Source organism: Microbacterium sp. R86528, from assembly GCF_044596335.1.
Taxonomy (GTDB): Bacteria; Actinomycetota; Actinomycetes; order Actinomycetales; family Microbacteriaceae; genus Microbacterium; species Microbacterium marmarense.
In genome coordinates this window covers 1,415,875-1,442,025 of the sequence record NZ_CP138996.1, presented here as the reverse complement: position 1 = coordinate 1,442,025, position 26,151 = coordinate 1,415,875, and the positions used below count along the sequence as shown (strand labels likewise).

Sequence of the window (26,151 nt, the reverse complement as noted above, 5' to 3'; positions counted from 1 at the left end):
TACGCTACCCACTCTCCCCGAGGAAGGACCTCCATGGCCGCTATTCTCGTGGTTGAGGATGACCCCGATGTCGCCGGGCTCATTCAGATGAAGCTCTCACTCTCAGGTCACGATGTTCACGTGGCCGTTGACGGTGAGTTCGGGTTGCAAGCCGCCGCTGAACGACTGCCAGATCTGATCATTCTCGATTGGATGATGCCGCGAAAGAACGGGCTCGAAGTGTGCCTCGAATTGCGCGCAACAGAGCGGTACGCGCAGACGAAGATTCTCATGCTGACCGCGCGTTCTGAAGACATCGATCGTCAACGGGCGATGGATGCTGGCGCTGACGATTACTTCACGAAGCCGTTCTCGCCGCGTGCGCTCGCCGCCCGCGTCGATTCGCTCATCGCTGCCTGATCGCACAGTTAGCACCGGCCTCACCTCGCCCAGCCGCACAATTGACGCGGTCGAACGACTAGCCCAGTCCCACGACTAGCCCAGCCGCACAGTTGGCCCGGTCCCATGACTAGCCCGGTCCTATGACTAGCCCAGTCCTACGACGAACACGGCTCCGTCGACTGCGTCGCCGGTGACGGCGTTGCCGCTCAGCGTGATCAGGGCGGTGAGCCGGTCGACGTCGATGAGTATGCGCGCCTCGGTGTCGTCAGCGATGACCTCGAGAAAGTCGCGGACGAAGGTGTTGGGAATCGCGTCGATGATCTTGTCGAGCGCGACGGGAGTGGTTGCCTGCCAGCTGGGGCCGCCGATCCACCAGTTGTTCGCATCGAAGTCATCAGCGTTGTGGCCCTGACCGATGCACGTGGTGATGGGGTCGTTGTTGAAGCTGCCGCCCTGTGGGGTGAGGTCGCCGCACACCGCGAAGTTCAACTCAGACGGGCTGGCGGTTCCGTTCTGCGTGCCCGCACCGATCATGGCGCCGCTCGCGATTTCGCCGGTGAACCAGTCGGCGACGTCAGATGAGGCATTGCGGCCAGCGGTCGCGTTGATGCTCATGTTGTTCATCGCCAGGTTGTCGAGACCCGCGTTCCACAGCAGCCCGTCGTAGTCGGTGGTGGAGTGAAGCCCCGCCCACAGCTGACCAGAAGTGATCGAGTAGTCGTCGGTGTCGGTGCACGAGTCGGCGCAGCTGAACTCCCACGACGAGGGCGAGTTGAGCACGAGCGGCACGCCGGCTGGAACCTTCGCGTCGATTGCGTGAGTGATGGCCGTGGTCTGTGCGTTGGTGAGCACGCCGGCTGAGTTGAGCTTTTCGACCACGCTGTCGAGCGCGGTTTGCAGTTCGGTGTTGACGACGGTGAGCTGCTCGAAGCTGTAGAACGAGAGAAAGTTCGAGTGTGTGCCGCCCGAGTCGACGGCGAACGTGTCTGACGAAATGTCGGGATTGATGCACGCCACCGCACTCGCGCCCATCGCCCCGACCTCGTTGGGGTTGATGTAGCAGATCTCGCCGTCGTGAGTCTGGTAATCGCTGCCGCCGACCCACCAGTTGTTGTCGATGCCCCATTCGCCCTGACCGAAACAGGTGGAGGTGCTGGCGGCACCGAAGGCGGTGAAGTTGAGGTCGCCGCAGAACGCGTAGTGCAGCTCGTCTGGTTCGTCGCCGTCAGATGACAGGGTGTGCACCGTCTTCTGGTTCGTGTTCGTCGAGAAGTATGTTGCCGGAGTGGTTGAGCTGTCGTGGGTGGCACTCACGTCGAACTGCAGCTGATCTGAGTTGTTCCACGAGGTGCCCTGCCAGTCGAACGAGTCGCCGCTGCCGACCGAGTAGCTCTCGTAGTCGAAAGTAAGGGTGCCGACGCTCGAGTTGAGGTACACCGAGTCGTCGTGCGAGATCGCAAGCTCAGGGTCGACATCACTGTCGCTATCGGAACCGCCAGTAGCACCGGAGCCCCCACTGCCACTCGACGAACCGCTTCCACTACTACTGCCGCTCGAAGTACCGCCGCCACCCGTAGCAGTGCCGGCACCAGTGTCGCCCGACGCCTCGCCCGGCACCGCGTACGGCGCAGTGTAAGGCGCCGCATACGGAGCACTGTAAGGGGCGCTGTACGGCGCAGGAGCAGCCTCGGGATAGGTCGATGCGTCATTGGCCGCACCGTCGGTTTCATCGCTTTCAGCGCCGTCGGCCTGCGTGGTGTCGTCGTCACTCGGCGCGGGCGTAGCCGTCGCTGTCGCGGCGGCGCCGGTGTCGGTCGGTTCGGGGGCGCTTTCGGCCTCTGGAGTGGCAACAGTGCAACCGGCGAGCAGCAATACGGCAGCCGCCGCGACGGCGACGGCGCGCGTGCGCCTAGAGAGTGTCGTGGTCTGCATAAGAACCCCAGGTTCGTCGGCCAGCGATCATCGATGGTGTCGGCGTCAGCGCCGGGAATGCGCCGTTGTCGAGCGTTCGTTTCAGGCTATCGATCATGTGAGCGGCGGTCGCAATTTGTGAGGTGACAGTTGGGCGTCAGCATCCTATGAATCCCATGAACGACCACTGGCTGGGTGGGCACTCCCGCTTACTGCCAGGAGGCGAGGGGGATGCGGTCGATGGACGTCTGGGGTGCGTCGGGCTGCTGGCGTGTGCGGAGCAGGCGGGCGACGATCAGTCCGGCGACGATGGCGGTGCCTCCGGCGACAACGGCGGTGATCAGCTGCCACCACTCTTGGGCGGCGCCGCCGACGGTTGCGCCGAGCACGGCGAGAATGAGCAGTCCGGTGGGGCCGACGAGCTTGTCGGGGCGGTCGGCGGCCAGTGCGATGAACACGCCCACTGCGGCTACGAGGGCAAGGCAGAGCCCGACGGTAGCGATGCCTGAAGCGGTGACGTGCATCAGGGAGAGCAGTTCGAAATTGTTCAGCATGTGGCGGGATTCCTTGGTGACGTCTTGAGGGGTCTACTGAAGAGACGTCGAACCAAGTGATTCATTACGCGACTTGCCGAAATCAACCGGGTGAAGTTTTCACCCGGTTGATTCAGTAGCGCGGTGCCGCTGTGTGCACCGCGCGGATTGGTGGTGAAGGTTAGGGGCGGCCCATGCCGTAGTAGGTGAAGCCGGCGTCGCGGTAGGCGGCGGCGTCAAGGCAGTTGCGGCCGTCGACGATGACTTTGTTGGCGACGAGTTCGCCGACGTGGGCGGGGGTGAGTTCGCGGCGGTATTCGTCCCACTCGGTGACGACGATGACGACCTCGGCGCCCTGCAGGGCGTTGTCGCGTCCTTCGACGTAGGTGAGTTGGGGGTGCACGCGGGAGGCGTTTTCGATCGCGGCGGGGTCGGTGACGGTGACCTTGGCGCCGAGGCCGTGCAGGCGCACGGCGACGTCGAGGGCGGGCGAGTCGCGGATGTCGTCGCTGTGGGGTTTGAAGGCTGCGCCGAGCACGGTGATCTTCTTGTCGTAGACCGTGCCGCCGGCGGCGGTGACGGCGAGTTCGACGGCGCGTTCGCGGCGGCGCAGGTTGATGGCGTCTACTTCGCGGAGGAAGCCGACGGATTCGCCGCGGCCGAGTTCTTCGGCGCGTGCGGCGAAGGCGCGGATGTCTTTGGGTAGGCAGCCGCCGCCGAAGCCGATGCCGGCGCCGAGGAAGCGGCGGCCGATGCGGGCGTCGTGGCCGATGGCGTCGGCGAGTTGGGTGACGTCGGCTCCGGTGACCTCGGCGATTTCGGCCATGGCGTTGATGAACGAGATCTTGGTGGCGAGGAACGCGTTGGCTGAGACCTTGACCAGTTCGGCGGTGGCGAGGTCGGTGACGATGAAGGGGGTGCCCTTGGCGACCGCGGGGTGGTAGACCTCGCGCAGTACGTCGGTGGCGGTGGTACCGGCGTCGGTTGCGGGCACGCCGACGACGAGGCGGTCGGGGTCGATGGTGTCTTGCACGGCCCAGCCTTCGCGCAGGAACTCGGGGTTCCACACGAGGGTGGCGCCGGTGGCCTCGACGCGGGGGGTGAGGCTTGCGGCGGTGCCGACGGGCACGGTCGACTTGCCAGCGACGATGTCGCCTTCAGAGAGGTAGGGCACGAGGCCGTCGACGGCGGCGTTGACGTAGGTCATGTCGGCCGCGTAGCCGTCTTTTTGCTGCGGGGTGCCGACGCCGATGAAGTGCACTTTGGCGCCGGATGCTGCAGCCATGTCGGTCGTGAACGTGAGGCGCCCTGATTCGATGCCCGCGGTGAGGATCTCTTGCAGTCCGGGCTCGAAGAACGGCGCGACACCCTTGGAGAGTGAGGCGACCTTGCGCTCGTCAACGTCAATACCGACAACCTCGTGACCGATCGATGCCATCGCTGCCGCGTGAACGGCTCCGAGGTATCCGCAGCCGATAACCGAAAGACGCATGAAGCTCCAAAACTAAGGGGAGGGGCAAGTCGTGTGGCATCAATCGTATTCGCTATATACCAGGTTGATTTGCACACGAGTGGTCGGCACCGAATTCAACCGGCCGAACGCAGCCACGGGGGTTCGTCGTCGGGGTCGCAGGCGGTGGACCAGCCTTCGAGCTGAGTCGGTGTTGTGGGGTCAGCGTCGAGCGGTGCGTCAGCGTCGAGTGGGGCGTCAGTGTCAAGTGGGCGGTCGGGTGCATCGTCATGTGAAGCATTGGCGTCGAGCGGATGGTCCAGCGCATCGGCGAACCCGGGCGATTCACCCGAATGGTCATCGGGATGAACGTGGTCGTCTGGAGGTGATGGTGAGAACATCACTCCGGGTGGTTTGTCGGTGTAGATGCGGCCGGCGGGCGAGGTCCATTCGAGTACTCCGCCGGCATGCTGCACCACCCGCCAGGGTGTGGCGTGTTTCAGGGTGTGATGCCTCCGACACAGGTGAGCGAGGTTTCGCGCTTCGGTTGCTCCGCCGAGGGCCGCATCGATGGTGTGATCGATGTCGCATCGCACGGCCGCGGTGCGACACCCGGGAAAGCGGCAGTGCTGGTCGCGGGCACGCAAGTGGCGTTTGAGCGCATCGCTTGGGCGGTAGCGGTCGACGGTGAGCACTTCGCGAGTGATGGGGTGGGTGAATACGCGATCCCATCCGGAGGCGCCGCCAGCAAGTGTTCGCGCCGTCTCGGGATCGACGGGGCCGAACCCGGCGAGATCGGCGGGGATGTTTGCCGTGCCCGCGAGGGTTGCGGCAGGAACGGTCACCTGCACGACCGCGCGGATCGCGCCGAGCGTGCCGTCACCATCAGCTTCGTTGGGCTCAGCCGCGGGCACAGAGGTCAGCAGCATGTCGGCGAGAAGGTCTGCGCGAATCTGATCGATGGTGCGCACGTCGCGATCGGCGGCACCCGTCGCGCCGTCAAGCTCTGCGCCAGCGCGCGAGGCGTCAGGCGAGGTGTCGGATGGTGAATCGGCAGCGGGCGAGGCGCCAGGCGAGGCGTCGGTGGGCGAGGCGTCGGATGGGGCATTGGCGTCGGGGGAGGGCGCAGCATCCCGAACATTCTTGATCAGGCGTGCTTGTTGCGTGATGCGGTCGAAAATGCCGTGCGCGAGAATTCCCGGAAGGCGCGCCTCGAGTTGGGCCATGCCGTCGGGGAGCGCAAACACTCGCACCGAGCGCTCTTCGCGGGCGTCGAGGTGGCGTTCGTTGAGGGTGCGTGGTTGGGCTGTCTCGGCGAGGGCATCGGCAAAGCGGCGCAGACGCCCGGCGGTCTCGACTTCGGCGATCTTGACTACGTCGTGGTCGAACTGGGCTCGTGCTTCGGCGCCTTCGAGGGGTGCGCCCGCGTTGAGGATCGTGTTGACATGGCTGCGCGAGATGCGTCCCTCGTGCAGGGCGGTGAAGGTTTCTGGGTAGTCGTCGACGAGACTCATCGCGTCGTTGATCTGTGCTTGGGCCGTGCGGTCGGCGACGTGCATGGCGGTGCCGAACTCCGCGGCGATAGAGCGGATCGGCATTTCGCGTTCGAGGGTTGCGCGAGCAGACAATCGCGCCGAGCGGGCTGCTCCGATGTGGCCCGCCTGGGCGAGTGCGGCGGCTTCGATGGCCTGGTGCTGGGCAATCAGTCGGCGCGATTCGGTGACCGTGTCGAGCAGCTCGGTCAAGATCGCGGTCTCGCGAATCTCGAGCTCTATGTCGTTGTTGGTCATGCCTCTATTGTCGCTCATACCTCCGACATTGACAGTTGCGTGATCAGCATCTGTTAGAAACTATGAACGAGAGGATGCTGGGCAATTGCGCCGCTTTTGCTTGCAGGCTCAGGATTGTCTGCGGCTCTGCGCAGGTTGCCGATGCGGCCGATTTCGCGGGCTTAGGCTCGCTTTATCACTTTCGACGAGCTCCACATAAACGAACAGACCTGCTTCATGGATACCCTTTCTGCCCTCGCCCTGCTTCTGGGTGTTCCCGCGCTGTTGAGCGTGATCGCGCTCTGGCGCATTCGTCGCAACCCCCGCTGAGCGCGTTCGCCGACCCAACGAAAATTCGCCGACCCCACGAAAAAGGGCGTAAAAGAACCGGGGTGGTGCGGTGTTCAGTTGCCTGCTCGAAGGCGTAGGTGAGACCCAGCAGGGTTCCTTCGCTGAAGTCGCGCCCGAGGAATTCGAGGTTGACGCCGGCGCCGGTGGTGGTGTCGTCGGCTTCGACTGCCTGACCCATCGGCACGGTGACCGCCAACCAATGCTGCGAGGCTCTTCCTCCGGCGAGGATTCTGACGAATGACTTCTCCGCAATGGATCTAGTCGCCTTCATGCTCCTCCAGTCTTGGATACCAAATCCCGCGTTCTGATACGCGGCGAGCCCCGACCTCTGGCGTTCGTGGTGCGAAGCGTTGTTCTACCGAGTTTTTCTAAGGCTGGCTCGTGCCGCGATCGTCGCATTGGCCTCGCCGTTCACGCATCGAGGGCTTGTCCGATGGGTCGTTATGACCTCCCGCCTACGCGATTCCTTGAACTCCTCATCGGCGTCGTAGTGGGATTTCTTTTGGTGAGGTGGCGCAGGATCGGGATGCCTGCCTATCCACTAGCAGCGCTTGCGATATCCCGCGCTATGATCGCGGGTATGGATTGGGTAATTGCCGGACTCAGCGTCGTCGCGACTGTGGTCGTCTTCCGCTGGTGCGTGCAATCCGTCCCCACCGTCTGTGACATTCGCGGCCACGTCCCCAACGAGGTAGCCGGAATCGCTGACGCCGAGTGGGATCACGCGATCAAGTGACCACGCTGGCAGTCGCAGTTGCCTGGCTCGCAATCTGTTTCGCCCTGGTGCTCGGGCGCTCCTGGACTCTGCTCGCCGGATTCGCTGTGCTTTGCGGGTTCGCGCAGATGCCTTTGATTTCGCTATTCGAGTCGAACGCGGTTCAGTTCATCGATGACATCCCCGCGGCGGTTCTCATCCTTGTCGGCGTGGCTCGCCTCCTATCCAGCCGAGAGCGGCGCGACCACCTCGCCCTCACTGTTGTCGCCATCACACTGATGGTTGTGGCCTACGCTTTCGTGCGGTCCCCAGACCTGGTAGTTGGTGTCGCACAGGCCCGGCAGGTGCTCCTGCCGTTCGCTCTTGCCGTTGCGGGGTTCGCTCTTCGGGACATGATTCATTGGCGAAAGCTGTGGAACGTGGTGCTCGTTGTGGCTGTGCTTACGGCCATCTGGATGATCTTTGAGGAGATTCAACAGGCGCCGCTTGTTAGCCCAGTCTGGTACTACCTTGAGACAGTGGGCGGCACTCAAGTGTCCATGCGAAATGATCTCCCGCCCGCTTATTACGCCGATGTCGCGGGAGGCGTGGTGTTCCGCCCCGGTGGACCATTCATGAATCCACCCGTGGCGGGCTTCATTCTTGGAGCGGGTGCATACGCAGCCATGCGCAATACGCTTGGCTTCGCGCGTATCTCCCTGTTGCTGATCATCGCGGTTGCTCTTGCCTTCGCAACCGCTCGCGCGGGCATCGTTATCTTCACCGTGGTCACGGTGGTATTCCTGGCGTGGAACAAGCTGGGGAAGTTCGCGGCGGTGATCATCTCCGGAGCGTTTGGTGGCTATGCTCTGTCCATTTTCATCGAGCAAGGGAACACAGCGAGCCATACCGAGGGCCTCTTGAGCGGCGTGATGACGGCGCTCCGGGCGCCGCTCGGCGTCGGGTTCGGCGTGACCGGCTACCAAGCTTCCCTTGCGGGCGCGGAGGTCGGTGCCGGATCGGAGTCGCTGCTCGGCCTGTATTTCGCGTGGCTGGGTCTGCCAGCGCTGTTGGCAGTCATCGCGGTAGCGTTCGGGCTCATACGCGGGTTGACGAGGGTCCCGCGGGGAGAGTCGCTCGATATCTGGGTCGCGATCGCGATGATTACGACGGCGGCGGTTTCCGAGTCGGCGTCCTCCGCCGCGTCTACGACCGCACTATGGCTCGCGGTCGGGTACGCGCTCGCCCGTTGTGGAAAGATCGCTCAGCCCGCTCCGAACGACGTCCGTGCCAAACGTGGGAGTCTGGCAGCCCACTGAGGGTGGGATGCTCACCGCTCGTCGGATTGACGCTCTTCGCATGGCCGTTACCGCGGTGACGTAGCAGAGCTCCGACTGATGTCCGAAGAAGGCCAGACAACAGCCGATCGGTGCGTAGGAAACGCAAATGCTGACGTGTGCCGCGCGGCATGCGTGCTGGGCATGGGCGCTAGCCTCGCGCGAGACTCATTAGCTCCAACAGTCCAGTTCGACCACCGAGTCATCTTGAAGGGCGTCACCGGTTGCGAACATGCTCAGCGTTGCCTATTTTTTGCGGCATTTCGCCAACTGCGCGCGGAGACAATGCGCGAGATGTTCCCCGCCGTGGTTCCCGCCATTCGCGTACGCTCGCGACCGAGCGCGATGGCAACCGCTCGCAGGACGCTCTGCGTGAACGCACACAAACGTATTCTTGCTCGCCGCCCCACCCGCCCATCCGAAGGCGGCGGAGCTCTGTGGGAAGAACTCCGCCGCCGTTACGCTCGCGGCTTCGCCCTGGATCTTCTGCGAGTTGTAGTTCGTCGCTGTTGCCGTTTACTCGGAGCAGAAGGTCTTGTCCGCTGTCGCATGCGCCGATGAACCGTAGCTCGATCCGCCTCGCCTCCGACGGCACGGTCAACGTCGCAGACACAGGCCAGGAGCCGACGCTGATCGCTTTGCACGATCGAGGTGACGGCGCAGTTCAACGTGTGACGGAACAGTGCAGGCGTGGCCCCTAGCTTTCAATAGCAGGCGGGATGCGGGAGGGGCAACATTGCTGACGACTGCACGGTGTCACAGCATCGGTTGGCAGCGCAGCGGACGTGGCGTAGGGCCCGAGCGCGCCGGTCGTCCTTTCTGCCGTGCCCAACGGAAAAGGGCGGAAGCCCGCGGAGCCCTACTCCGCAAACTTCCGCCCTGACTAACCGGGGGATCAGTCGACCAGTGCTCCGTAAAGAACCGGGGTGGTGCGGTATTCAGTTGCCTGCTCGAAGGCGTAGGTGATGCCCAGCAGGGTTCCTTCGCTGAAGTCGCGCCCGAGGAACTCGAGGTTGACGCCGGCGCCGGTGGTGGTGTCGTCGGCTTCGATGGCCTGACCCATCGGCACGGTGACCGAAGGCATGCCCGTGTTGGGGCTCAGGCGCAGGTTGGTGCTCTGCGTGCGGTAGGGGTTTCCGCTCGGGTACACCAGGGTGTCGAGGTCGTAGTCGTCCATCATGTCGTGCACGAGCACCTTGCCGGCAGCGAGCTGCAGGGTGTGCGAGCCTTCTTCTCCGGCCCATGCGTCGTACGTTTCTTCGGTGACCGCGGCGCGACTCTCGTAGGTGCCCTGACGCGAGACCACGAAGTTGCCGGTTTCGACGATCTCTTCGATGGTGCGTGCTGTTACCTCGGGTGCGAGGTAGGCGTCAACGTACTCTTCGAGGTCGTGACGGAACTCGTTCGTGCTTCCCGAACCTTCGCCGAGAACGTCGCCGAAGCCTTCAGGAGCTTCAACCTCGACGACCGTGGCGCCAGCTGCTTCGAACGTGGCCACTGCGTCTGCCCAGAGGCGAAGCGTGGTGGTGTTCGAGCCGAGCATCGATGCGACGTATCCGATGCGAACGCCCTCAAGCGAGTCAGCATCCAGATAAGAGGTGTATGACTCGGGCACAAGACCGGCCTGGGTCGAGGTGATCGGGTCACCCGCGTCGACGCCAACAACAGCGTCGAGGGCTACGGCTGCGTCAAGAACGCTGCGAGCCATGGGGCCACCGGTGTCTTGCGACAGTGCGAGCGGAACGATTCCGTCGCGGCTGGCAAGACCGACCGTCGGACGAACGCCGACGAGCTGGTTGTATGACGAGGGAACACGGATCGAGCCACCGGTGTCGGTGCCGAAGCCGATGCCGGCGAGGTTGGCGGCGATTGCCGCACCCGTGCCACCACTCGAACCACCCGCGGTCTGCGTGGTGTTGTAGGGGCTGGCGATGTAGAGCGATTCGCCGACGGGCTGGAACGCCGAGAACTGCGACGTGAAGCCGTAGGCGAACTCGTCAAGACTGGCCTTGGCGAGAATGATCGCGCCGTCTGCGCGCAGACCCTCGACCATGGTGGCGTCGGTAGCGGTCTGGTTGAGGTTCCAGCAGCCACAACCGGCCGTGGTGACCATGTCGTAGGTGTTGTAGTTGTCTTTCAGCGCGATCGGCACACCGAGCAGCATGCTGGTCATGCCGTCGGCGGCGCGCACGGCGTCGGCCTCAGCGGCAGCGGCAAGTGCGGCGTCGCTGACGGTGATGATCGAGTTGAGCGGGCGACCGCCTTCTTGATCGTCAACCAGAGCGGTGTCGTAGAAGTCGATGCGATCCATGTATTCCTGCGTGATCTCGACCGAGGTCGTGACGCCGGCATTCATGGCGGCCTGCATGTCGATGGTCGACGCTTCGATCAGGTCGAACTCGCCGTCGTCATAGATCATGCGCTGGGCCAGGCCCGCGACGTCGCTGACGGTGATGTCGCCCGATGCGTCGAGGTCGATGACCGAAACGCTCGACCACGCGGCGTCATCTGCCGTGGTGCCAAGAGCGTCGGCGGCAACACCGAGGTCGTCGGTGGTGACCTGTGCGTCACCGGTGAGGTCGAGCTCGGTGTAGAACGGTGCGAGCATCGACGCGGTGGTCGGCTCAACTGTGTCGAGTGCGACGGCGGGAGTTGCCACTGCGCCAGCGGCGACTGTTCCCAGTACCGCGATGGTGGCGATGGCTCGCTTGGTGTTGGTCACCGGGAGTCTCCTTTGTGGACGAGCGAACGCTGATGTAGAAGGAACGGTGGCGGTCATGACTTCACCGCCTTGCGACGCAGCACGAGCACGGCGCCTGCGGCGAGTGCAACGAACGCGATGATGCCGAGAACGACCCAGACGGTTGCGTCTGAACCGGTGACAGCGAGGTCGCCGTCGGTGCTCGACGCGTCGGTCGAGTCAGAGATGTCGGTTGCGTCATCGGTGGGCGTGGCGGTTGCCGAGGCTGAAGCCGAAGCAGTGGGGGTTGCCGTCGGGGTGGTTGCGACTGCGTCGATGGTGGTGGTGACCGAGTCGACGTCGCTCAGCAACGTCGTGTCGCCAGCTGAGCCGACGAGCGTGAGGCTGCTGATGGCGATGTCTGCCGAGCCATCGGTCAATGCGGTGAAGCTGAAGCTGACGAGCGTCTGACCAGCTTCGAGACCCGGTGAGGTGCCGAGGCGGGTGCTGGTGAAGGTCACTTCGTCGGTGCCTTCGGTGACGGAGTCGAAGCCGCCATCGGGGAACGTGGAGGAGTCAGCGTCGAACTCGAGCAGGGTCGAGTCGTAAGAGACAGTGACGTCGTAGGCGAACAGGTCAGAGGTGGCTGAAGCGTCAATGCTGACCTCAACCGTGTCGCCGGCGGTGACCGACGAAGGCGCCGTGATGGCGACGTCGCCAGCCTCGGCGGCGTTTGCCGCGGGTGCCAGGGCGAGCGATCCGCCGAGCATTGCGGCGATCGCAGCCAGAGTCGCTAGCGCACGGCCGCGGGGGCGGCGTGCTCGCGATGTGGGTGTGAGCTGGGGCATGGGGGTGCCGGTTCCTTTCAGGGGAGACGGACCGCCAGCGCGAATGCCGTCGGCACCCACGCACCGACGCGTCCAAAGGGAGTGACGCCAACCTTTCACGGGTCAGATTTCGCAGATGTCTCGGATCGTTTCGAGTTTGTTTCGCACGCCTCGCAATAGCCGATCAAACACCAGAAAAAACATCAGAGGAATTGTGGATGCTGCTGAATGCGCGACCTGACGAACGCCAGATGATCGCTCGTGCGAGTGCAGAGGGCGCTCAGCTAACGATGGCCAGCAGCGGTCGCGAACGCACGGCTACTTCACTGGGTATGAGACTTCGCCATCGGGCGCGGACGCTACCTAGCAGCCGGACAAGGAAGGGCCTCTCCCGCGCGACGCTCCGACTCTAAGCGTGTGTGTTGCGGATGTAGTTTTCGAGCTGTGTGGCCTGTGCGGCGGGGGTGAAGCCGGTTGTGGTGAGTTTTTCGATCGCGAGTGTGCTGTTGGTGGGGCGGGGTGCGACCGCAGCGGTGGCGTTCGCGAAGTATTCAGCCGTGGTGGTTCCGGAGACTCTCTCGGGGTCGTGACCGGCAGCAGCGAAAGTCATGCGTGCGATGTCTGCCCAAGAAGCGGGTTCACCAGACGCGGTGAGGTTGTATGTCCCGTAGGGGGCGTTGGTGTTGATGAGGTGTTGGATGCCGGTGGCAAGGTCGGTGGTGAAGGTGAGGCGGCCGGTTTGGTCGTTGACGACGGCGGGGTTGATGCCGCGTTCGGCGAGTCGGAGCATGGTGCGTACGAAGTTTTTGCCTTCGCCGATGACCCATGAGGTGCGCAGGATGTAGTGGCGGGGCACGGTGGTGACGATCGCGTCGCCGGCGGCTTTCGTTTGTCCGTAGATGCCGAGGGGGCTGATCGGGTCAGTTTCGAGGTAGGCGCCGGTTTTGGTGCCGTCGAAGACGTAGTCGCTGGACACGTGTACGAGGGTGATGTCGTGTGCGGTGGCGATGCGGGCAAGCGAAGCAACGGCGGTCACGTTGACGTTCCACGCGGCTGCGCGTCCTTCGGGTGTTTCGGCGGTATCAACGGCGGTGTATGCGGCGGCGTTGATGATGGTGCCGTAATCGCGCCAGTGTTTCGCGGTGGCCAGGTCAGGATCGGTGAGATCTAGTGTGTGGCGGGTGGCGTATTCGACGTTGCTGTCGCCGAGCACGTCACGCAGCGCACGGCCGAGTTGGCCGTCTGCGCCGAGAACGAGTGTTTTGCGTGGTGGCATCGGCACCACAGCGTCCAAGCGGGGGTGGGCGAGGTCTTTCGCGGAGATCTCTACTTCGCTGAGCGGGATGGGCCAATCGATCGCGGCGGTCTCGTCAGCAAGGTTCAAGAAGGTGTAGCTCGCCGCGGGGGACCAGTGATCGTTCACCAAGTACACGTACGCGGTGTCTGCGGCGAGGGTTTGGTAGGCGTTGCCGACACCGCGGGGAACGAAGATCGCCCGGGACGGGTCGATCTCGGTCGTATACACGGCACCGAACGAGGGGCCCTCGCGCAGATCCACCCACGCGCCGAAGATCCGGCCGGTCGCGACCGACACCCATTTGTCCCACGGTTCGGCATGAATGCCGCGCGTGGTGCCGACGGCGTCGTTGAACGAAATGTTGTTTTGCACCGGGCCGAAATCAGGCAACCCGGCAGCGACCATCTTCTCGCGTTGCCAGTTCTCTTTGAACCACCCACGCGCATCACCATGCACGGGCAGATCCCACACCACCAACCCCGGAATCGCCGTCGTGGTCGCCGCGAGCGGCTTGCTGAACACGATCGCGGACTCGTCGGTCACGGTCACTGACCCTTCGATGCGTAAAACGCTTCGGTCGCGTCTTTCGCGGGAGCCCACCACGCCTCGTTATCGCGATACCACTGGATGGTCGCGGCGATCCCTGACTCAAAATCGCTGTACTGCGGCATCCACCCCAACTCATCACGCAACCGTGCTGAATCGATCGCGTAACGCATGTCATGACCGGGACGGTCCGTGACGTGATCGTACGCGTCGGCAGGTTGACCCATCGTCGACAAGATCAGCTCAACAACATCCTTGTTGTTCTTCTCACCATCCGCACCGATCAGATACGTCTCACCCATCACACCGCGATCCAAAATCGTCAACACCGCACTGGAATGATCATCCGCGTGAATCCAATCACGCACGTTCTCACCCGCACCATACAGTTTCGGGCGAATCCCGCGGATCACGTTCGTGATCTGACGCGGAATGAACTTCTCCACATGCTGATACGGACCATAGTTGTTCGAACAGTTCGAGATCGTCGCCTTCACACCAAACGAACGCACCCACGCCCGCACCAACAAATCCGAACCCGCCTTCGTCGACGAATACGGTGACGACGGGTTATACGGCGTCGACTCGGTGAAACGCTCCGGATCGTCCAACTCCAAATCCCCATACACCTCATCGGTCGAGATGTGATGAAAACGCCGGTCATGCTTACGCGCAGCCTCAAGCAACGTGTAAGTGCCGATGATGTTCGTATCCAAAAACGGACGCGGGTTATCCAAAGAATTGTCGTTATGCGACTCCGCAGCGTAATGCACCACCGCATCCACCTCAGCGAACAACCCGTCTACCAACCCGGCATCCGTGATGTCACCCTTCACGAACCGCACCCGGTCCTCAGGCAACCCAGCCAGGGACTGCACATTGCCCGCATACGTCAACTTATCCAGCACCGTGACATGGTCATCCGTGTGCTCAACCAAATGATGCACAAAGTTCGAACCAATGAACCCGGCACCGCCGGTAACGAGCAACTTACGCATCAGAGCCCGCGCTCCAAAATCTCGAGCAAATACGCGCCGTAGCCACTCTTGACCAGTTTTTCGCCGCGTTCTCGCAACTCGCCATCGGTGAGGAATCCTTGACGCCACGCGATCTCTTCGGGACTGCCGATCTTTAAACCAGTGCGCCGCTCGACGGTGCGCACGTACTCGCCGGCATCAGTCATTTGATCGAACGTCCCCGTGTCTAGCCACGCGGTCCCCCGTGGCAGCACCTCGACCTGTAGCGCGCCTCTTTCGAGGTAGGCCGAGTTGATATCGGTAATCTCGTATTCTCCGCGCGCGCTCGGGGCAAGCCCACGAGCGATCTCAACAACGTCATTGTCATAGAAGTACAGCCCGGGCACCGCGTAGTTGCTTTTCGGCGCGGATGGCTTCTCTTCCAGTGATACCGCTCGTCCTGCATCGTCGAACTCAACCACCCCGTAGGCTGTCGGCTCCCCGACCCAGTAGGCGAAGATCGCGCCGCCTTCAACATTCTCGTAGCGCTTTAGTTGAGAACCGAGACCTGGGCCGTAGAGAAGGTTGTCTCCAAGAACCAGTGCAACTTTGTCATCGCCAATGAAGTCGGCACCGATTGTGAACGCTTGCGCTAGGCCATCGGGCGAAGGCTGCTGTGCGAACGAGAGGTTCACACCAAACTGGGATCCGTCGCCCAACAGGCGCTCGAAAGATGGAGCGTCATGCGGGGTAGTGATCACCAAGATGTCGCGAATGCCCGCGAGCATCAATGTAGACAGAGGGTAGTAGATCATCGGCTTGTCATACACCGGCACTAGTTGCTTGGACACTCCCAGCGTGATGGGATGCAGCCTCGTGCCGGAACCGCCCGCAAGAATGATGCCTTTCAAGATTCTCCTTCTACCCAATGTGGCTCTTGAGCGATCGCCGACTGATTCGAATTCACCACGCGCAAGATACTGGTCCGTTGTCGAACCACGAGGCTTCAATGTTAGCGATGGCGGAAGACTGTCGACGCCAATGGAGTCAACCGAGACGGCATGCTTGCTGACCCCCACGGGAAAAGGCGCTTTGTGGCACTCCCAGGGCGAACGGATACTGCCAACTGTCCTGAAAGCCAGACATTGCAGTAGGAGCCATCAGAAAGAACGGCAGTTCGGCAACACGTTTGCGGGTACCAGCCCATATGCGACGAGGTCGCAACAAAGCACCCCCGGCGCGAGGTATGGCATTCCGGCCGACCCTGTCGCGGCGGACACAATGAATATGGCTAGAGTGGCAGAAAAGTAGATCCAGGTTTATGGGATTATTTCCACGTACCAAACTGCAGCCTCGTGGGAAACCCAGCCGTCTTGCCGTCGCTTCATTCGGGTACGACCGGTTCTACCGTCAATATCGTTTTTGGCATTCACCTCACGCATGCTCGAGGTTCGGACTCCGACTAGTTGCTCGCGACAGCTCCCAATATTGCGTCGGCGCCAAGTACCAGTCCACAAACGATCGTGGTTGACACGAGTGGCAGCATGACCATCCGTAGGTTGACCACTTCTCTAAGCCCCAACATCATGACCGACATCGAGAGAAGTTCGCGGAAGAGAGCAATCCAAACCGCGGCGGCAAGCGAATACTGGACCGCCCAGCCCACACCGATTGACAGCGCAAGTCCTGCGAGGCGCGGTGCGGTTGCCCATCTCATTCGCTCGTAGTACAGGAGCGCGGGAATCAAGCAATAGCAACAGAGGGAAGGTAGCGCTGTTGCACTCATGAGTGGTACAACTGCGAGCATAGTGTTCCACTCTTCGCCCAGTATGAGGGGGGCGATGAACCTAGCGGCTACCCAAACCACACCGACGGAGGCCGCACTCATCGCTAGGGCGTGTGGCATTGCGCCCATGATGACGGCGCGAATCTCGGCTGGGCTCTTTTGCCGAGCGTCGATCGTGCGGGACTGAATGACGCTGAGAGTGCTTGTTGACAGTGAGTCGGTGATGCTGCGGGATAGAGACCACCCGAGGTTGAAGGCGCCGAGCGCGGCTGGTCCGCCGAAGAATCCAACAGCCAGTCGGTCTAGCATGTACTGCCCTTGCATGCTGACGATAAACGTGCCCGCGGATCTGAATTGGCTAAAGTAATTTGCACCACTTGCTTTTTCCACCGCATTCACGCCGAGGACGGAATGAGCGATTCGGTGCACGCCGACCGCGAAGATGGCTTCAGTAAGGACGAGTTGGATCACCGAACCGAGCGCATTGTGCAGGGTCAGTACGAGCGGGAACCCTACCAACAGCGAGAACGCCGCCGCGGACCCGGACAGCAGCGACACCTGTTTCCACATGCCAGCCCGCTGAAGGCGGGCGAGCGGGACAACGGTCTGCCCCATGATTGCAGGAAGCACCAGTAGCGGCGTGAGGGTTGCGACGTCTGCGATTGGCGCGCCCCAAAGCCAGACCACGACGAGCACGATAAGCATGAATAGGGTGCCGCCGTACCCGTACCAAATTCGGTACTTCCTTAGGAACTCAATCCCGTCACCTGTAGCAACCGCTGACGTGGCTATCCGCTTCGCCGCCCCATCTGTTACCGCTTGTAGCACGGTATAGCCCGTCATAGCGGCGGCATAATATCCAACTGTCGTCGGGTCGCTTGTCGCGGCAAACGCGAGCATCAACAATGCAGTACCCGCGCGCGGTGCCATCCGCTCCATGAACGCCCAGATCAGGGTGATCATTGTTCTACTCTCCGATACGAGGCTGCCTGGATGCGCCAACGATGTCGTTGAGGTACTCGAGTCCGCTGGACCGCATGGCCTCGATCTTGTCTCTCACCATCTCGTAGCGGAGAGGCTCTAGCTGAGCGTAGCCGACTGAGTCTGGCATGAAAGCGCGTTCAAGCAATCCAGTCTGCGTCAGCAGTTCGTTTAGGCGCTGGGCAGTTTCCGGTTCCGTTGCTACTGCAAACTCACGCTCGAAGAGAAGCGAAAATACCGTGGCATGGAAAGAGTTGCTCACGACGAAACTGGATTCCGCTATGTACGAAATGAAAGCCCCCGGAGACAAGTTACTGGGGCGGGTAACTGGAAACGGCCACTGGGAGGGATCCAGGGAGAGATCGATGACCACGTATGACTGCTTTAGAAGCAGGCCCTGAACCAATCGCGCGACGACCGGAATCGTCGCTTTCGTCCGGACCGCGTAAATGACGATGTACGGGCGCTGCGGCCGATCAATCTGCGATCGATAGCGTGAAAAGTCGTCAGCGGTCATCAGGAGCACCGGATCTGCGACTATATCGATAGGTTTTTGGGAGATTACCCCAATTTCGGCCTTCAGATCAGATTCTCGCAATGAGACGGAATCCATGTTTCTGGTGAGGTTCTCGAGGTGTTGGCGGTGAAGAGCGACGTCTAGCTCGCAGGGGCTTGCTGCGTAGCTCGCTCGGTAAGTGTCTGATCGCCCAAATGCCAAGAAGTAGACGGGATCCACACCACCAGTGTTTCCGGGATTCCAGATTTGGTCGCTTCCTGATACGTACAAGTCTGCGGCCGGGGGATCGCTACGCAGCGCGCGGAGGGACGTGTAGCGTCGTGTCAAGGGGAGATGCTCAGTAACGTAGCGGGTGAAGAGATCGTCCCGCGTTCTCCGAGCTTCGTGGTCGCGCCACTGAAGGATAGACCGAAGGCCGCGAGACAGAGCGCGTTTGGCGGATGACACAATCCCGTGGCCGGTCGCGCGAGAACCGCGGTACTTCCACCATCCGCTCGCAATAGGGTCAGGGAAGACCGCGTACTGCTGGGCGTGCCCTCGCGGGCGATAGTCAATTGTGCGCACCGAGCACCCGAGTGCTTGCAGGCGGTCTTGAAGCGCCAATGCTTGAAGTACGGCGCCGTGATTGTGTGCGAAATGAAAATTTACTATCGCTACCGTGGTGGTGTCGTCGGTGCTATTCATGAAGTTTCTCGACTCTGCCCTTGCTGGGCTCTCTCGTCTCGAGACGCGTGCACGGTAGTGATCGCCTCAACACTCGCGCGCTTGGACAAGGGCACGGTTGCGCCCTGTGAAACTCGGCCTACCGCGATAAAGGTGACGAAGCATTCGGATGGCGGCACTAGGAGCAGATCTCTCACAGCCTTCTCATGCTTTCTCCAGAGCATGGCGGTAAGAGCACATGTACCTAGACCTTCGTCTTCGAGAGCGTAGATCAATGACATAGCGAAGAGCGCGCCATCGACGTACGGCTGGTTGCGTTCAGTCGCCTCAACATATGAAGAGGCGTCGCCGGTGATCAGAATCAGCATCGGAGGGCGCGGGTATCCGCCCAATCCCGCCTGGATTCGCAAGATCGAATCGATAATCTGCGGGTCCGTTACCAGATGAACACGCGCTGACTGTCTGTTGCAGGCGGATGGCGCGAGCGAAGCGATTCCGATCGCTTCGCGTACGTCGTCGTAGCTAACGGGTGCATCACTGAACTCACGGATGCTCACCCGCCTTGAAGCGACGTCGCGGAACGAGGCGGTGTGGGCTTCGTGCTTCGGCAGCGCCCTCACGCCACCTCCTTGAGGCGCGTCCATGATCTCTCGTTGAACTGCTCTAGAGAACTGGTTGAGTCTTGGGCTCACGTCAACCGCAAGTGCGCTGTGTCTGTCGAAGTAAGCTCTCATGGTTTCGCACGCTGCGACGAAAAACTCGTCCTGCACGTCGAGCCCGCGAACATGCCAATCGTTCATGGATCGGGCAAGCAAACCAATCGCACGCTCCCCGAAGCCAGGGCGAAAGTCGCGACGAGAGAGACCCTTCTCGACTGAGTGTGTGTAGTACATCACCAGCGCACGCAAATTTTGATCGCTCTGCGAATATCCCGCAGGAGCAGCGTAGCGCTGGTATCGGTGGTGATCCGCCCAGGCCAAGCCGAGCGCTCTCATACGGTGGACGCCCCTTCGAGCGGTCGCATATCCGCGCTGTCGAAAAGTGTGTTGTCGTGACATGCCTGATTCCTGTGCAGTAGCGGTCGTAGATTGTGCTCATATCGCCGAATGCCGACGGAGAATGTGGTCAGTTCCCGAGCGGCCCATGATTCGCCCAGGCTGCCCAATCCGCAATCGCGCGATCGTGCCACGATGACGCGATCTGCGCCATGGGCGCACGGCCCGTTTCAAGAGCGAATCGGACTGCGCTAGTCCACGGTTGCCCGGGGGCCACGAGCAACCGTGAAGTCTTGCCAAGGAGAGGATCCAGACTCGTATTTGTTGGACCGACGATCGGGGTACAGCTTTCGAGGGCTCGAATTGCGATACCGCTTTGGTAAAAGCGACGGTACGGAATCACTATGCAGTCGGCAGTGTCGATGAGCACGTCCAGCTCAGACTCGCTCACAAACTCGTCACGAACATTCCAGCCCTCAATCGGCGGCCAGCCGCGGCCGATCGCCTCGTAGCGCACATTCTCGAGTGGCAGAGCTGCGATTGATCGCATCGCATCTAGGTCGCGGTCAGGCTTGAATTGGCCAAGGACGCGAACAACCCGCTCCCCGCGGGTTGGGGGGTGGCTTGATCGGTTGGGCTCCAGCATGGGGTGCGGCAGGAGTACAGAGGACTTGCGCAGGCGAACGTCCGAAATGTCTGAGACAGCTTGTTCGGAGTGCAAGATAATCTGGCCAGGTACGCCCAGAACCCGCGCAAGACGCTGAGCGGTCGGCCCGTATCCTAGAGAGCGTACGAGTGGCACGGTGTCGTGAACGACGAGTGACAGCGAGCACCGTCGCACCATGAGGGCTGCAAGGGCTATATCTAGAAAACCAGCTATCGGCCAGGTCACAATAATCCGGCCGCCACTTTTCCTGGCACGCCGTGCGGAGCGAGCGAGGATCTTCGAGTACGACACGAGCCAAGCAACCTTGCCGCGCCCGCTTGCGGACGGTTCATCTATCGAAATCGATTCGACTCTACAACCCGCCCGTGCAAGCACCTCAGCAAGTTCCCTCGTGTAGTGATGGAGCGCCGCGCCGAGGGGGTTGACTAGATAGATGTCGCGTTCGGCGACTGCTTGCGCACCTTGCAAGCTACCCGACTCCCGGAATTTCCGCATGAGACGACTCACCGGCGCGCAAGAAGTTCGCCGAGGGACTCGTCATACTTAGCGTTGACCGAATCCCACGTATAAGTTCCGACTCGTCTAGCTAATGCATTCTGGGCGGCCTCTGTTTGCGAAGTCTGGCTAGCCAGCATGCCCAATAGCGAGCCGGCAATGTCGGCAGCGACTGGTTGGGCGTAGGTGCCCCCGGCTCCCAGGACCTCACGATTGTATATCGTGTCTCGCGCGACGATAGGTGCAGCGCAGGCCATAGCTTGAACCAACGCAGGATTCGTCCCGCCGACGCTATGCCCATGAAAGTAGGCTCCCGAGTGTTGCCAGAGGCTGTTAAGTCGGCGATCGTCACTGACGTGTCCCAACCAGTGAACACGAGGCTTTCGTGAAGCCAACTTTTGTACCTGGTCGTCCAGATCACCGCCGTACCCAGTTGAACCCACAATGACAACGTCGTGGGTTTCGCTGATCGCGTCAGCGGCGTCGAGGAACTCCGGCACAGTGTTCTCAGGAACGAATCTCGCTACCATAAGCGCGTATGAACGGTGAACGAGACCAGGTTCGACGGGGAGTGCCTCCTCCGGTACCTCGCCACCGTACGGGATGAATACTCCATCGCGGCTAAAGTCAACGGCCCACCTTCTCGCAATTTCCTCGGAATCGAACACAAGTCGGTCGCCATGTCGCGCGGTCCACGTCGCGCCTGTGCGAAAGACCCACTTCGCTACGCGGCCCCACTTTTCCCGATCCCACTCAATCCCGTCTACATTGACGAGCGTTGGGATTCCCGCTCTCTTCAGTATCGGCAGCCAATAGCCATTTGCAACATTCATGACGAGTGCAACGTCCGGTTTTGCCCGAGCCGCATGTAGTGCAGCTGTTAGCCCATAGGAAAGGGTGCTGATTGACTTGCGCTCAAAGCCTTTTGTCGTGACGACGTGCACGCGTTCGTCGCGGGTTGGATCGGACTTGTTCGTCGCACCCGGCCTGCTGTAGACCGTTACATCCCAACCCTGATCGACAAGATATGGGGCGAGCTTTCGAACTGCCGTCTCGAACCCGCCGTAGTAGCTAGGGTATCCGCGGGTTCCAATTATGGCGACAGAGGGCATTGATTGAGTCCTTGGTGAGAGAGTGCGCGGAAGCGGTGGAGGGCTGTGATTACTAGTGCGCGGCCGAGCCGGGCAAGAAAACAGCGCGAGCGGTCTTGATGAGAATGGCGATGTCACCTAGCAGGGACCAATTCTCGACGTACGAAAGATCCAGCCGTACCGAGTCATCCCAGGAAAGACTCGACCGGCCACCTACCTGCCAGGCCCCTGTCACGCCAGGCTTGACAAGAAACCTGCGGTGGACGTGGTCTGCGTACAGAGCGACTTCCGAGATCAGCGGGGGTCGAGGACCAACCAAGGACATCGAGCCGCCGACTACATTGAAAAGCTGCGGTAGCTCGTCCAGGCTGAAACGGCGCATGATGCGGCCGATTGAGGTAACGCGGGGATCGTCGCGGATCTTGAAAAGCACCTCGTTGCCAGCATCACGCTTGCCCTGCAAATCCGTCAGCATGGCTTCGGCATCGACAACCATCGAGCGAAACTTGAGCATAGTGAACTCTTTGCCGCGCAAGCCGACTCGTTTTTGTCTGAAGAGAATAGGCCCCGGCCCAGACAACCGCACGAGCAGCGCGAGCACCAAGAGAATCGGACTGATCAGTATGACGCCCACTAGCGATGCGATCACATCGACCCCGCGCTTAAGGAATCGCTGTCCCCCGCTAAAGCGCGGGGTCTCCACGTGCATCAGTGGCAGCCCCGAGACAGGGCGAATATGGATCCTTGGCCCCGCAATGTCGATGATACTCGGAGCTAACACGAGGTGCTGCTTGCCCCCTTCGAGCCCCCAAGAGATCTGTTTCACTTTCTGGGGCGGCAAGTCATCGGTACTAGTGATTGCGACGGTGTCAGCATTTGTCACAGCCATGGCTTGCTCAATAGCATCGACGTTGCCCATGATGGGAACTTCGGTGCCTGGGATGGTAGCAGCGACTATTCCGCTAGGCACACACGCCCCGACGACATGATAGCCGGCGCTAACGTTGCGGTGGAGTTCGGTTGCGATGAACGCTATAGAGGACTCTGAGCCGACGAGAAGCACCCGGGCGGAGTAGCCACCCATAGTTCGATGCGCGATAAGCCACTGGCGCCATAGCCAGCGCTCGAGAATCAGGACCAGTACCCCGACCGGCAACGCGATGAGAAGGTAGCCGCGCGCGATGTCGACCTGGAACAAGAATGCGAAGATCGCGAGAAACCCGAACAGGCGGAAACTGCCGGTTGCTACTCGCACGTACTCTGCGCTTCCCGCGCCGATGACGCGATAGTCGCGAGAGTCAGTGAACCGCAAGGCCCCGTGCCAGAGCAGTACGAGAACCGAGGAGACGATCCAGTAGGACAGTTCGGTGATGCGAACGTCACTACGCATGGCCAGGTCGGCGTTTCCCATACCGAACCAGGCGATCTGCGTTCCAAAGACCACCCAGACGAGAACTAGCAGGTCAGATATGTACAGGCGTAGCGCGTATCGCTTGCGCCAATCGCGCGCGGGAGCTGCAGTTGCATGGACGGTCGCGCCAGTCGGCGCACGGTCCACGGCACCAGTCTGCGACTTATCCGCTGAGAGCGACGTCGGTGTCGCGTCGATATTTAGATTCGACGTCACTTGTATTGCTCCTGTAGATCATGGCCCCGAAAAGAGATTAGCAGGCGGGGGGAGACGCTCTTGACCAGATCGGGAGGCATTTCGGGGCCGCGTTTCGGGAATGTTAAGTTGCTCGAAACGGACTGTTTCCAGAGAGCGTGACCCATCGCGACAGATGCTGCGTGACGCGCTATGGGCGTACTAGCCGACATTGACGGGTGAGTCTCCTGACCACAGTGTGTAACCCTCGGGTGAGTCGATGGTTAGCGCGGTCGGGATAGCAATATCTACGCCCGCGACGCACTGGCTCGGTTCGGTAGCGATGCCTTCGGCTGAGAAGTTTGTCACCGTCAAGCCGTCGCATGATTCAGTCACGTGCGCTACTGCGATGGAGCCTGATGAGGCGGCGATGGTGACGGCATAGTTCGCGTCGACGGCGAGCCAGTCATCTGGACCGGTCTCGCTTGGCCGGACGGCGCTATGCACGTAAACCGCGCCATCACAGATCAGCGCGGTGTTTCCGTCAGTCGTGCGCAACCCGCGAGGCTCGTCGCACGGTGCCTCGACCTCCACACCCGCGAGGACGATGACGCCAGAGTCGTTCGGTGAGATGTAGGTCGCGCTGGCCAGTGCTTCGGGATAGGGCTCCCAGAACTCGCCCTGAGTGAAGGTGCGGAGCGCCTGTGGCTCGCAGCCGGCGCCCACGAGGGCAACGGCTTCAGCCTGGCCGTCGGCGAATGGCTCGAGAGAGAGGAGCTGACCGATCTCGCGATAGGTCGGAGTGACATCGACCCAGGTCACTCCGACGTCGGTCGAGCGCTCGATGACCGGGGCGGTCGTTCCGCACTCACCAGCGACACCGCGCCACATCACACCGGAATCGACGGCGAGAAAGCGTTCTTCGGCGGGCGCGAACACCGGCACGGTTTGCGCCGTGGCGGAGGGAGGCGCCGTCGCGGCGTCAGCATTTACCCCGAGAGTGAACGTCGGCACCGGGTTGACGAGCGCCGTCGTGGGCTCTGGTTTGGACTGCGTCAGCGCCATCATCGCAAGCGCCGCAACGCCGATGGTGAGCACGATGACCGCGACAATCGCCGTGACCTGCGCGGCGCGGCTTCGGTGGTGCGTGCGCGCAGGCATCAGCCTTCTGCGCGACTCGCGGCGCGCGTGGGGGTTTCGCCCGTGTTGCTAGCAGGGGGAGCCTGGACAGGCGTGGAACCCTTCTTGCCCTTGGCTTTCTTCTCGGGCTTCTGGTCGGTGTAGCCGTACCCGTACCCGTAGCCGTAGGAGTAGTAGGAGTCAGGCCCGCGGGTCGGCACCATTGACAGCACGACACCGGCGATCTTTGCGTCGACCGTGTCGAGCGCGTCGACGGCGCCCGAGAGCTGGTGGGTCGTGGTCGAACCGGCAGACACCACGACGATTGCGCCGCTGGTTGCGCGGGCAAGGATTGCGCCGTCGGTCACCGGGAGCAGCGGGGGAGCGTCGCACAGCACAACATCGAAGTCGCGCTCAAGCACTTCGAGCAGCGTCTTCATCTGCGTCGAACCAAGCAGCTCGCTTGGGTTCGGCGGAATCTTGCCCGCAGGTAGCACAAACATGCTGCGCCCACCCCACGGCAGCATGACATCGCCGACGCGCGCGCGACCGATCAGTACGTCAGTAAGACCCGCACCACCCTCGATGCCGAGGTATTCAGCGACCTTGGGCTTGCGCAGATCGGCGTCGATCAGAGCCACGCGCTTGCCTGCATCGGCGAGTGCGATCGCGAGGTTGATCGCGGTGGTCGATTTGCCCTCACTTGGCAGGCTTGAGGTGACGACAAAGCTTGAGCGCCCTCCCATGTCGAGAAACTGCAAGTTGGTGCGCAGGGCGCGGAACGACTCGGCCCGCGGGCTCAGCGGGTCGGCATGCACAATCAGCGGTCGCGTCTTCGCCTTGGGATCGAATGCGACTGCACCGATGATCGGCGTATCAGTGACTGTTGCCACATCACGCGATGAGCGGATGCGGGTGTCGAGCACTGCGCGCAAAACGGCGATACCCACACCGACGGCGAGACCAACCAAGAAGCCGAGCGCGAGGTTGAGCGGCACGTTTGGGCTCGACGGCGAAAGCGGCGGAATCGCGTCTTCGACACGAGTCAGGCTTACTGGGCTGGTGTCGCTGCCCGCGGGGGTCTCGATCGACTCAACCGCGCTCGTCAGGCTGGCGCCGAGAGCGTTCGCGATGTCGGCGGCCTGTATGGGATCAGCATCCGTCACCGTGATCGTGATCAGGCTGGTGTTCAGCGGGGTCGAGGCCGAAACCTGACCAGAAAGCTGGGCGGCAGTCACATCAAGGCCGAGCTCAGCGATCACCGGGTTCATCACGATCGGCGTGGTGACGAGGTTGGTGTACGTCGTCACGCGCGACTCGGTGAAGCTAGAGCCTTGCTGCAGTTCGCTGATCGTGACGCCACCCTGTGACGACACGAACACCGTGCTCTGCGCTTCGTAGAGAGGAGTGCGGGTGAGTGAATACGCGGCAGCGGCACCGACCCCCACCAGGGTTGCCACAACGATCAGCAACCAGCTCTTGCGCAGAATGCGCAGGTAGTCAGAGAGTTCCATGGTGCC

Annotated in this window: 20 protein-coding genes; 3 read left to right on the top strand and 17 right to left on the bottom strand. The window is 61.8% G+C overall.

The features are described 5' to 3' along the window. Positions 1-33: 33 nt before the first annotated feature. Positions 34-399 carry a response regulator gene (locus SJY18_RS06795; RefSeq protein ID WP_337339049.1) on the top strand — a complete coding sequence of 122 codons (366 nt, stop codon included), beginning with the start codon at positions 34-36 and terminating at the stop codon, positions 397-399. Between the two features lie 126 nt (positions 400-525). Here SJY18_RS06795 and SJY18_RS06790 read toward each other — a convergent pair whose 3' ends face one another. The 4 genes from SJY18_RS06790 to SJY18_RS06775 form a co-directional block, all read right to left on the bottom strand. Beyond that, a complete protein-coding gene (locus tag SJY18_RS06790; RefSeq protein WP_396668832.1) occupies positions 526-2,313 on the bottom strand; it encodes a hypothetical protein in 1,788 nt (595 codons plus the stop codon). Between the two features lie 188 nt (positions 2,314-2,501). After that, positions 2,502-2,846 (bottom strand): hypothetical protein, encoded by a 345-nt coding sequence (locus tag SJY18_RS06785; RefSeq protein WP_337339051.1) that lies wholly within the window; start codon positions 2,844-2,846, stop codon positions 2,502-2,504. A gap of 160 nt (positions 2,847-3,006) precedes the next feature. Beyond that, positions 3,007-4,317, bottom strand: a complete 1,311-nt coding sequence (locus SJY18_RS06780) for a UDP-glucose dehydrogenase family protein (RefSeq protein ID WP_396668831.1) — start codon at positions 4,315-4,317, stop codon at positions 3,007-3,009. A 95-nt stretch (positions 4,318-4,412) separates the two neighbouring features. After that, on the bottom strand, positions 4,413-6,065 hold the full coding sequence (locus tag SJY18_RS06775) for a DUF222 domain-containing protein (RefSeq protein ID WP_396668830.1): 1,653 nt from the start codon (positions 6,063-6,065) through the stop codon (positions 4,413-4,415). Between the two features lie 910 nt (positions 6,066-6,975). Here SJY18_RS06775 and SJY18_RS06770 point away from each other — a divergent pair. Together SJY18_RS06770 and SJY18_RS06765 are read left to right on the top strand one after the other, a co-directional pair. Beyond that, complete coding sequence (locus SJY18_RS06770; RefSeq protein WP_396668829.1) at positions 6,976-7,131, top strand: hypothetical protein; 156 nt, start codon at positions 6,976-6,978, stop codon at positions 7,129-7,131. Then, positions 7,128-8,408, top strand: a complete 1,281-nt coding sequence (locus tag SJY18_RS06765) for a hypothetical protein (RefSeq protein ID WP_396668828.1) — start codon at positions 7,128-7,130, stop codon at positions 8,406-8,408. The genes SJY18_RS06770 and SJY18_RS06765 overlap by 4 nt, the downstream gene beginning before the upstream one ends. Before the next feature lie 913 nt (positions 8,409-9,321). Here the strand turns inward: SJY18_RS06765 and SJY18_RS06760 are convergent. The 13 genes from SJY18_RS06760 to SJY18_RS06700 all read right to left on the bottom strand — a co-directional run bounded on the left by SJY18_RS06760 (position 9,322) and on the right by SJY18_RS06700 (position 26,145). Next, positions 9,322-11,148 (bottom strand): amidase family protein, encoded by a 1,827-nt coding sequence (locus SJY18_RS06760; protein ID WP_396668827.1) that lies wholly within the window; start codon positions 11,146-11,148, stop codon positions 9,322-9,324. 53 nt (positions 11,149-11,201) lie between these two features. Beyond that, positions 11,202-11,954, bottom strand: a complete 753-nt coding sequence (locus SJY18_RS06755) for a cohesin domain-containing protein (protein WP_396668826.1) — start codon at positions 11,952-11,954, stop codon at positions 11,202-11,204. 388 nt (positions 11,955-12,342) lie between these two features. Continuing rightward, positions 12,343-13,779, bottom strand: coding sequence for a sugar nucleotide-binding protein (locus SJY18_RS06750; protein WP_396668825.1), 1,437 nt, complete (start codon positions 13,777-13,779; stop codon positions 12,343-12,345). After that, positions 13,776-14,774 (bottom strand): dTDP-glucose 4,6-dehydratase, encoded by a 999-nt coding sequence (rfbB, locus tag SJY18_RS06745; protein WP_396668824.1) that lies wholly within the window; start codon positions 14,772-14,774, stop codon positions 13,776-13,778. Before rfbB ends, SJY18_RS06750 begins: the two co-directional genes overlap by 4 nt. Further along, positions 14,774-15,643: a glucose-1-phosphate thymidylyltransferase RfbA gene (gene rfbA, locus SJY18_RS06740; protein WP_396668823.1), complete on the bottom strand. Its 870-nt coding sequence runs from the start codon at positions 15,641-15,643 to the stop codon at positions 14,774-14,776. Before rfbA ends, rfbB begins: the two co-directional genes overlap by 1 nt. A 551-nt stretch (positions 15,644-16,194) precedes the next feature. After that, entirely contained in the window at positions 16,195-17,481 is a 1,287-nt protein-coding gene (locus tag SJY18_RS06735; protein ID WP_396668822.1) for a hypothetical protein, read from the bottom strand. A gap of 4 nt (positions 17,482-17,485) precedes the next feature. After that, a complete protein-coding gene (locus tag SJY18_RS06730; RefSeq protein ID WP_396668821.1) occupies positions 17,486-18,700 on the bottom strand; it encodes a polysaccharide pyruvyl transferase family protein in 1,215 nt (404 codons plus the stop codon). Further along, on the bottom strand, positions 18,697-19,299 hold the full coding sequence (locus tag SJY18_RS06725) for a nitroreductase family protein (protein ID WP_396668820.1): 603 nt from the start codon (positions 19,297-19,299) through the stop codon (positions 18,697-18,699). Before SJY18_RS06725 ends, SJY18_RS06730 begins: the two co-directional genes overlap by 4 nt. Positions 19,300-19,804: 505 nt before the next feature. Then, the gene (locus SJY18_RS06720; protein ID WP_396668819.1) at positions 19,805-20,224 is read right to left on the bottom strand and encodes a hypothetical protein; all 420 of its coding nucleotides are present in this window, start codon (positions 20,222-20,224) and stop codon (positions 19,805-19,807) included. A 620-nt stretch (positions 20,225-20,844) separates the two neighbouring features. Then, a complete protein-coding gene (locus SJY18_RS06715) occupies positions 20,845-21,948 on the bottom strand; it encodes a glycosyltransferase (RefSeq protein ID WP_396668818.1) in 1,104 nt (367 codons plus the stop codon). Between the two features lie 52 nt (positions 21,949-22,000). Further along, complete coding sequence (locus SJY18_RS06710; RefSeq protein WP_396668817.1) at positions 22,001-23,554, bottom strand: sugar transferase; 1,554 nt, start codon at positions 23,552-23,554, stop codon at positions 22,001-22,003. A gap of 180 nt (positions 23,555-23,734) precedes the next feature. After that, on the bottom strand, positions 23,735-24,673 hold the full coding sequence (locus SJY18_RS06705; RefSeq protein ID WP_396668816.1) for a hypothetical protein: 939 nt from the start codon (positions 24,671-24,673) through the stop codon (positions 23,735-23,737). Continuing rightward, complete coding sequence (locus SJY18_RS06700; RefSeq protein WP_396668815.1) at positions 24,673-26,145, bottom strand: polysaccharide biosynthesis tyrosine autokinase; 1,473 nt, start codon at positions 26,143-26,145, stop codon at positions 24,673-24,675. The genes SJY18_RS06705 and SJY18_RS06700 overlap by 1 nt, the downstream gene beginning before the upstream one ends. Between the last annotated feature and the right edge of the window lie 6 nt (positions 26,146-26,151).

Bases quoted from the DNA above. Each gene is read 5' to 3' on its own strand.
- SJY18_RS06720 (WP_396668819.1), bottom strand. From the start codon at position 20,224: ATGCGATCAATCGCAGCTCTGCCACTCGAGAATGTGCGCTACGAGGCG.
- SJY18_RS06775 (WP_396668830.1), bottom strand. From the start codon at position 6,065: ATGACCAACAACGACATAGAGCTCGAGATTCGCGAGACCGCGATCTTG.
- SJY18_RS06735 (WP_396668822.1), bottom strand. From the start codon at position 17,481: ATGATCACCCTGATCTGGGCGTTCATGGAGCGGATGGCACCGCGCGCG.
- SJY18_RS06770 (WP_396668829.1), top strand. From the start codon at position 6,976: ATGGATTGGGTAATTGCCGGACTCAGCGTCGTCGCGACTGTGGTCGTC.
- SJY18_RS06785 (WP_337339051.1), bottom strand. From the start codon at position 2,846: ATGCTGAACAATTTCGAACTGCTCTCCCTGATGCACGTCACCGCTTCA.
- SJY18_RS06705 (WP_396668816.1), bottom strand. From the start codon at position 24,673: ATGCCTGCGCGCACGCACCACCGAAGCCGCGCCGCGCAGGTCACGGCG.
- SJY18_RS06700 (WP_396668815.1), bottom strand. From the start codon at position 26,145: ATGGAACTCTCTGACTACCTGCGCATTCTGCGCAAGAGCTGGTTGCTG.
- rfbB (WP_396668824.1), bottom strand. From the start codon at position 14,774: ATGCGTAAGTTGCTCGTTACCGGCGGTGCCGGGTTCATTGGTTCGAAC.
- SJY18_RS06780 (WP_396668831.1), bottom strand. From the start codon at position 4,317: ATGCGTCTTTCGGTTATCGGCTGCGGATACCTCGGAGCCGTTCACGCG.
- SJY18_RS06730 (WP_396668821.1), bottom strand. From the start codon at position 18,700: ATGAATAGCACCGACGACACCACCACGGTAGCGATAGTAAATTTTCAT.
- SJY18_RS06715 (WP_396668818.1), bottom strand. From the start codon at position 21,948: ATGCCCTCTGTCGCCATAATTGGAACCCGCGGATACCCTAGCTACTAC.
- SJY18_RS06795 (WP_337339049.1), top strand. From the start codon at position 34: ATGGCCGCTATTCTCGTGGTTGAGGATGACCCCGATGTCGCCGGGCTC.
- SJY18_RS06755 (WP_396668826.1), bottom strand. From the start codon at position 11,954: ATGCCCCAGCTCACACCCACATCGCGAGCACGCCGCCCCCGCGGCCGT.
- SJY18_RS06790 (WP_396668832.1), bottom strand. From the start codon at position 2,313: ATGCAGACCACGACACTCTCTAGGCGCACGCGCGCCGTCGCCGTCGCG.